Raw genomic sequence first — 7,386 nt, forward strand, 5'->3', positions numbered from 1 at the left:
AACATCTACTCAGAGGCTTCTAGGAGTCTGTCGGACTTAGCCGACCGTAGCGAGGAAAAGTCCTGTTTGAGACAGTTTTTATGATTATTTGAGGCGAATAGCGAGCTATTCAACGAAAAGAATCATAAAAAATGGCCAAATCAGGCTTTTTCGCAGTAGGTCAGTGGTAAGTCCGACAGGCTCCTAGAGTTCATTTCTTTCAGGAGAACACTGTTCTGAGCTGCTGAACATAATCAGGATCCTGACACATGATCTTTTCCGGATTATCCGATAACTTCGCTACCGGATGACCATTCACTTCCACCAGCTTAAGGACAATGTTTGGAGCAGCAAATCCCATATCATTGGTTAAGTAGGTTCCTATGCCAAAACTGACATTCACACGCCCTTCAAAATGGCGATAGATAGACACCGCTGTTTCAAAATCAAGTTTATCACTGAACACAAAGGTCTTGGATCTGGCATCTATGCCTAGCTTTTTATAGTGAGACAGCGCCAGCTCTCCCCATTCGATCGGATCACCGGAATCATGCCTCAGCCCTGAATAAGCATGAGCCATGGTTTCATCTAAGTCCGCAAGAAAAGCCTTCATGCTGATGGTGTCGGTTAACGCCGTTCCCAGCTGTTCTCCGTATTCATCCAGCCAAATCTGCAGCGCCTCTTTCTGGCTATGCAGCAAGCTACTCCCGAGCGACTGATGCGCCTGCAGCCACTCATGAGCCATGGTCCCGACCGGCATTAATCCCAGCGTTCTGGCCAGATGCAAATTACTGGTACCACTGAAGCAGTCCAGTTCTGTCATCAACTTTTGTACCACATAAGTCTGCCACGGGCCTGAACACCGACGGCGAGTACCAAAATCCACCAGCCCAAAGCCTTTCTTGGAACTGAACAATTCACGTTTGAGAAAATGAATTTTATGATCCAGCCGCTGCTTTCCTTCATGCTCCAGCTCTCTGCTTAGAGAACTACGGCTGTGCAGTTCACTGACGATGGCGAGAATAAAAATCTCAAAATGAGTGATCGCTGCCCAATTACCCGTGACTTCAATACTGAGTTCTCCCCCGGACTCAGTCATGGTTACCTGCCCAGGATCCAGGCTGAAGTCGCTCAGCCACTTAATAAACTCTGGCTTAATAAAAGGAAGACTGGCCAGCCACTGAAGCTCTTCATCCTGAAACCTCAGATGCTTCAGAGCTCCCACTTCTCTTTTCAAATCACTTAGAGAGACATTCAAACGACCAGAACGACAGCGAAAAGCCATTTTAGCTTCCGCCTCCGGATACCTCAGTACCATAGCCTGCTGCATGGTGTATTTATAAAGATCGGTATCCAGCAGACTGGTAATAATAGGGTGCTGAACTTCCACTCAATGACTCCAGTTTGAAGGACATGGCTCGTCCATAACTTTGATTTCGTCGCTATTGGTTACGAAAACAGCACCAGCAGCTTCCATTTCTTTTCGTGCTTCATGCCCGGTATCAACAGACAATGCTCGTGTAGCTGCCAGATTTACAATCACCCTGAAGCCTGATTGCAATAGCTGCAGCACCGTCACTTTCACACAGTAGTCCAGGGCCAAACCACCGACAACCACCGTTTTAACGTCCTTACTTTCCAGAAATTCAACGACGCCGGTCGAACGCTTTTCAGCATGGTCATGAAAGCAGGCGCCATAAGGATGAATATCAGGTTCGATACCTTTCCAGACAAAGAAGTCATATTCGGTGACTGCTGGCAGCCCTTCCAGCAACTCAAAACCATAAGTGCCCGGGACAGCATGAATATTCCAGTGCAAATCAGAGTTTTCAAAGCCAATGACAGGAGACAGTTGAGGACGCTGCTGGGTCGCTGCCCAAACCGCATTCTCAGGGTGAGCATCTTTTGAGCCGAGACGGAACTGGGCCAGCCTGGCCTGGTTATTCAGGGCATCCGTTATTTCATGCCCCTCTGGCACAGGGAGCTCCGCAGGACAAAGGGGTGTAAAGCAATTCTGCGCATCCACATCAAAGGCTGCCACACTGCTCTTGGGACCAATAGTGACCATATTTCCTCCGTGACAAAATGAACCATCTTCACTAACATAGTGAAACAGGTTCATTAACCTGTCAAGCATGGCCAGATCAACTGGGGTCGAGATACACTATTTTCGGATACACTGTTTTCGAAAGATCAAGCTGGCCAGAGTCTATGACAGGAAATCGATCAAACTCAGTAACAAAAGTGGAAATGGAGAACCCCATGAGCCTGAGCACAGCGCTCATTTCTGTAGATGTTGTTACCTTCCAAGTGATCAATGGCCAGCTGATGCTACTGGTAAAAGAAGATCGTGGAGCGGATGGCAAGCCGCTTTATATGCTACCTGCAGGTCGTATAGAACCCGATCATGACCGATCTCTTGATGACGCTGCTAAAAGACAACTCAGAATCTACTCTCGGCAGGTTATCTCACACCTGGAACAGGTAGAGACTATTGGCAGCCCCGATAGAGACAGTCGCGGCTGGTCTCTTACCGTCGTATATTTGGCTCTGCTATCAAGCCTTGAAGCATCTAAAACCTGTCAGAATACCCGCTGGATAAAAGTGACTGATGGTACACCCGACCTGCCTCTTGCATACGATCACAGCAAACTCGTTAAAAAGGCACTGGGTCGTCTCAAAAGTAAAATACAGTACAGTACTCTTCCGGTTTACCTACTCCCTGAAGAATTTACTCTTTCTGACATACAAACCGTCTTTTCAGCAGTTCTGGATAAAATCCCACCCATGCGATCGATTCGTAACCGCTTCCTGAAAGAAGATTTATTGATTGATACCGGTAAACAAAGAAGAGGAAGCAACCGACCCGCTGCCTTATACAAGGTCAACAAGAACTCACAAACCTGGCTCTTTGACAGACTCTACCTGAGCACTCAATAGCCAGGAACTTTACGGGGAAATGGACCAGGAGCCTGTTCAAGTTAAGACAATTTCTGCCTAAATCTCAGAAATAACAACCTAAATCCTACAGGCTCCTAAAACCAGCTGGTCATGGCAATATCCTGCTGATAGAGATCCTCCCGAAAGCGGACTCTGCCAGATTCATCAGGCCAGGCCGTAAAATAGACAAAGTAAATCGGCACTGGTTCCAGCAACCTTCGCTTGTAGGTCAGCTCTTCCGGTGTGGGTTGATGCACCCACGCCATGGACTGTTCGTTAAAGATCGTTTGGATCAGACCCGCAATCCCTTCAACCCTAGTGCAACCTGAGCTAAAGCTCCTTTTACTTTCTTCAAACAGCTCAGGCTTATCCGTGTCGTGCAGATAAACGCCATACTGATTAGGCAGATCCAGCTTGAATCGGCCCAGCCTGTTTGTTTCACTGGGCTGCTGCTCAAGCCGATACCGGAATGTCCTGGGGGTCAGTGATCGCCAGTTAACGCTATCAATGGACACAACCGGTGCGCGATCATCCCAACTCTCATACACGACAAAACCTTCATGCTTTAAAAAGCCCGGCTTTTTCTTCTCAGCCCTTAGCATCGAATGGGCAGCAATTGAATGCGGAACCTTCCAAATGGGATTAAAAGTGACACTTTCAATCTGATCGTTAAAAACCGGGGTTTGCTTATGTCGAGTTCCAACAATAGCCTTATGGGTCACTTGATTAGACTGACTCTTAACCCAGGCTACATTGAATCCGGCTATATCTACGCGAATGTGTGGGTATGGCAGTTTAGGCGGCAACCATCGAAGGCGCTCAAGATTTGCCTTAAGCGTTCTAATTCTCTGGTGAGTGATAGCCAGCAATGCTTGACGCGTCATTACCCCCAACCTTCCATCGGGGCCGAGATCAAACTGAAGCTGAACCTGAGTCAATACATCTTTATGCGCCTGCGTGTAAACCGTTCCTTCCAGCTTTTCCACAAGATCCAGGTCCATGAGCCACTGATTCAGGCGAGCAACAGCCGGATGCTGGTCATCTTCAAAGAAAATCAGGTCATCAGGAAATTCCTGACCCGCTTTCAAACTCCAGCTTTTAAGCTTTTTCAAGCTACTGACCAGAGCCTGATATTGAGGGAGTTCTGGCTCAAGCCCCTTCAGATCCTGAATTGAATATTGATGTGGTTGACCTTTGCTCTGTCTGGGTTGATCTGGTATCCGCCAGCCTGGCTGAAAGAGATGCCTGTCCAAACGCCCCTGATCCAAATAAAGAGCGTATCGACGAACCACTTGTTGAAGTTCTTCAGGAGAATGATTCGAAACCAGGCGCTTCCAGTCCTGATCTTCGACCGGAATACCCTGATCAGGCAATCCCGCGATCCAGTTTATATAAGCCGTATTATCGGCCTTAGCGGCAAGAGTGAACCAAATCAGCATTACAACCCATTTACGCATGATATCCTCGTCTACAGCTGTGCCCTGGGCACAAAGTCAGGTGGCTATAAACAGACTAAAGAGAGCTGATAACGATTTCGCAAAGGGAGAGCATAAGCTGCCGACCAAGAGAAGATTTTATATATAGATGGTTATCCCTGAAGATCAGAGCGACAAAAATCTGTCGAATAGAAGCAGTATTGGATACCCAGACAAGATCAAACCTTTAGATATTCAGTTCTCTGACAACTTTCAGAAAACAACCAACCTTAACAGCACCATCCTATATCTCCCTATTCAAAGAGCAGGTACTGAGCGCCAGCACTGAGTGTCAACCTGTAGACATTCAAGCTAGCCCTGTCAGACTTTCACTCCCTGACTATCTTTTTCAATTGATTGACATACCCCCAATAATAAACGAAGAAAGTCGTATTATTCCGTTCACATCACCCATAGAGCTACAAATAGAGCTACAAATAGAGCTACAAAATAAAGATTCCCATCAATGTACAACATCTGACAAAAGCTCTTAATAAGCCGGAAGAAAGTGAAAAGGTGTTACCTGCGATCCCAAACGTGACGTAACACTAAGGCAAACAACTCAAATAACGCCCTTCCCAAACCTCTTCGACCAAAGAAAACACACAGCGAAGTAAGTATTGATGCGTATCAATTTACAACTGGCACGTATTATGCATAATACCTTCCCGTAGCAATCGCCCAGGCCGGAGAAGGAATGCCGGTAAGGAAAGTCGGTTGCATGCTCTCTGGATTGTGAAAATCCGTTTTGCTTTGACATCACCACTTTTTTTCAAAGCACATTATTTTTAGCCAAAGGCGATTTGGAACAAGAATGAGTATACCTGCACGAAGCCACATGGAAGCTTATCTGAAGTACCTCAGATCCAATGTGCAATTGGAAGACAACAACACTCTTCAAGTAGAAGACAGTGTTAAGACTGAAGACTCAGTCAAGGTTGAAGACTCAGTCAAGGTTGAAGCTGAATATCTAAGAAGTATTTATAAAGTTCTGCCAAGAGAACAAGGTCTGCAAATGACCGTCAGACAGGCAAAAGTCCATACTTCTATCAGACCCTGATGCTCTATAACAGCACAACACTCAGAGTTGAATAACAATGGCTGAACAAAAAAAGAAACCTAATGACCTGACAGATTGTTAACCTGTCAGGACTTACATGAAATTCTTCATTGACTGCCGAACCAACCTGCTGTTAACTCCTTCCCTCCCGATTGGCTATGGAATACGGCATGAACACACCGACTTCTGTCCAGAAAAATGTTCTCGGTGAACCTCTTCAACCTTGCTGCCTTGACCCTGCAACCGGAATCTACAGGGATGGTTATTGCCATACAGACGATAACGATATTGGTCGTCACGTTGTTTGTGCAAAAGTGACCAAGAGCTTCCTGGAATTTTCACTTGAGCAGGGCAACGACTTGATCAGCCCCAACCAGGCTCATAGCTTCCCCGGACTGAAAGACGGTGATCTCTGGTGTCTCTGTGCACAACGTTGGAAACAGGCTTATGAAGCCGGCGTTGCACCTCCGGTCTATATGAGATCAACTCACGAAAATGCACTTGAAGTTATTAGTTTTGGAATATTGAAATCAAAAGCCATCGATATTCATTAATGAACAAAACTACTGTTCAGATTAAAATGGCAGTAAGCTAACACTTCAAGAAAGAAAGCCATGAGTGACAGAAACAATTTTTCACCTCATAGAGGCTGAAATGCCTTCATGGTCAACAGAACCTATTTGAACGCCTGAAATAACAAGCTATCATGCCAGACAGTCCAAACCTGAAAGGCATTCATAACTTCGTATTGCTTGATATGAATTCGATAGCCCTGACGGTATATTCATAATGAAAAGTTTTAACAAGACAGGGATCTCAGGCTTCAACTGTAGATTTTAAACAGGCACAATAGATTCGGCCTGTTGATCAGAATGAGTTCCCGTCAGGATAGAAGTCCACAATGCAGTACAAGTGTACAGAACAAACATCTCAAGTAATCAGTCATGAGCACAATATGCCCAATGCAGAAAGAGACGATCTGAAAGCTTCGGACTCAGATACTCAATGCAGAAAAACACCTTCTTCTGATGAACCGTCTTCAGATGTAACCGCTGAAAAAAATGATGCACTATCCAGCTCTGAAGCACTTCGACTGATCAGGGAGCGCTGGCCTGAAGCTTTTCGTGTAGCCTCGCCCAGACCTTTAAAAGTGGGCATTCATAACGAGATGAAGCAGACAGGGGAGTTCCCTGTCAGTACCATCAAGAAAGCTTTAAAGCTCTTTACCCAGCAGGATCGCTATCTTCTGTCCATCAAGGAAGGTAGAAACCGTGTAGACCTGAATGGCAAATCTTCCGGCAAGGTCAAATTGAAAGAAGCGGTTAATGCGGAAATTCTTTTGTATCAAAGACAACAGACTCGCCAGAAAAAAGATCAGCGAGTCTTCGTAGGACAGCTCAAGCTGGTGACCGAGCAACCCGCTCAAAGTCATACCACGGATGCTGCCAATACTCAGAGTTCCACCACTCAGGAATAATATCATGGCTACCGCTTGTGCCAGACATATCCTGGTTAAAACACGGGAAGAAGCTGAGAAGCTCAAGAAGCAGCTTGATAAGGGTGCCGACTTTGGCCAGCTGGCCAAAAAACACTCCCAGTGCCCATCCGGTAAAAAGGGAGGAGACCTTGGTGAATTTCGACAAGGACAAATGGTAAAAGCTTTTGATCAAATCGTGTTCCGAAAAGAAATTCTGAAGGTGCATGGCCCAGTCAAAACCCAGTTTGGCTTCCACCTGATACAAACGCTTTATCGAAACGACTGAAACCCTAAGAGCCTGACCGAGAATAGAAAGATCGGTCAGGCCCCTAGTACAGAAAAACAATTTACTTGTCCTGTAGCAATGCCGGAATTCTCCATTCTGGCATTCTCCCCTGACATCGTTCAGGATTTCATTTATGCCAGCCCGCTATCGCATTCTTTTATCGTCTGAT

At 46.0% G+C, this 7,386-nt stretch carries 8 protein-coding genes; 5 read left to right on the forward strand and 3 right to left on the reverse strand.

All coding sequences use genetic code 11. From position 1 onward, the window contains the following. Positions 1–199 precede the first annotated feature (199 nt). Complete coding sequence (pncB, locus tag ACR2PX_RS07855; protein WP_433998801.1) at positions 200–1,369, reverse strand: nicotinate phosphoribosyltransferase; 1,170 nt, start codon at positions 1,367–1,369, stop codon at positions 200–202. Next, positions 1,370–2,047 carry an isochorismatase family protein gene (locus tag ACR2PX_RS07860; RefSeq protein WP_433998802.1) on the reverse strand — a complete coding sequence of 226 codons (678 nt, stop codon included), beginning with the start codon at positions 2,045–2,047 and terminating at the stop codon, positions 1,370–1,372. It lies immediately after the preceding gene. 194 nt (positions 2,048–2,241) lie between these two features. On the opposite strand from ACR2PX_RS07860, the gene ACR2PX_RS07865 reads away from it, so the two are divergent. Beyond that, a complete protein-coding gene (locus ACR2PX_RS07865; RefSeq protein WP_433998803.1) occupies positions 2,242–2,919 on the forward strand; it encodes an NUDIX hydrolase in 678 nt (225 codons plus the stop codon). Positions 2,920–3,014: 95 nt separating this feature from the next. Here ACR2PX_RS07865 and ACR2PX_RS07870 read toward each other — a convergent pair whose 3' ends face one another. Next, a complete protein-coding gene (locus ACR2PX_RS07870) occupies positions 3,015–4,376 on the reverse strand; it encodes a L,D-transpeptidase family protein (RefSeq protein WP_433998804.1) in 1,362 nt (453 codons plus the stop codon). An 832-nt stretch (positions 4,377–5,208) separates the two neighbouring features. Between ACR2PX_RS07870 and ACR2PX_RS07875 the strand changes: the two genes are divergently transcribed. The 4 genes from ACR2PX_RS07875 (at position 5,209) to ppiC (ending at position 7,217) form a co-directional block, all read left to right on the forward strand. Further along, entirely contained in the window at positions 5,209–5,454 is a 246-nt protein-coding gene (locus tag ACR2PX_RS07875; RefSeq protein ID WP_433998805.1) for a hypothetical protein, read from the forward strand. Positions 5,455–5,624: 170 nt separating this feature from the next. Beyond that, positions 5,625–6,008 (forward strand): DUF2237 family protein, encoded by a 384-nt coding sequence (locus ACR2PX_RS07880; RefSeq protein WP_433998806.1) that lies wholly within the window; start codon positions 5,625–5,627, stop codon positions 6,006–6,008. A 347-nt stretch (positions 6,009–6,355) separates the two neighbouring features. After that, positions 6,356–6,931, forward strand: a complete 576-nt coding sequence (locus tag ACR2PX_RS07885; protein WP_433998807.1) for a ProQ/FINO family protein — start codon at positions 6,356–6,358, stop codon at positions 6,929–6,931. A gap of 4 nt (positions 6,932–6,935) precedes the next feature. Next, positions 6,936–7,217, forward strand: a complete 282-nt coding sequence (gene ppiC, locus ACR2PX_RS07890) for a peptidylprolyl isomerase PpiC (RefSeq protein ID WP_433998808.1) — start codon at positions 6,936–6,938, stop codon at positions 7,215–7,217. Positions 7,218–7,386 lie beyond the last annotated feature (169 nt).

It is taken from the genome of Endozoicomonas sp., from assembly GCF_051008435.1.
Lineage (GTDB): Bacteria > Pseudomonadota > Gammaproteobacteria > Pseudomonadales > Endozoicomonadaceae > Endozoicomonas_A.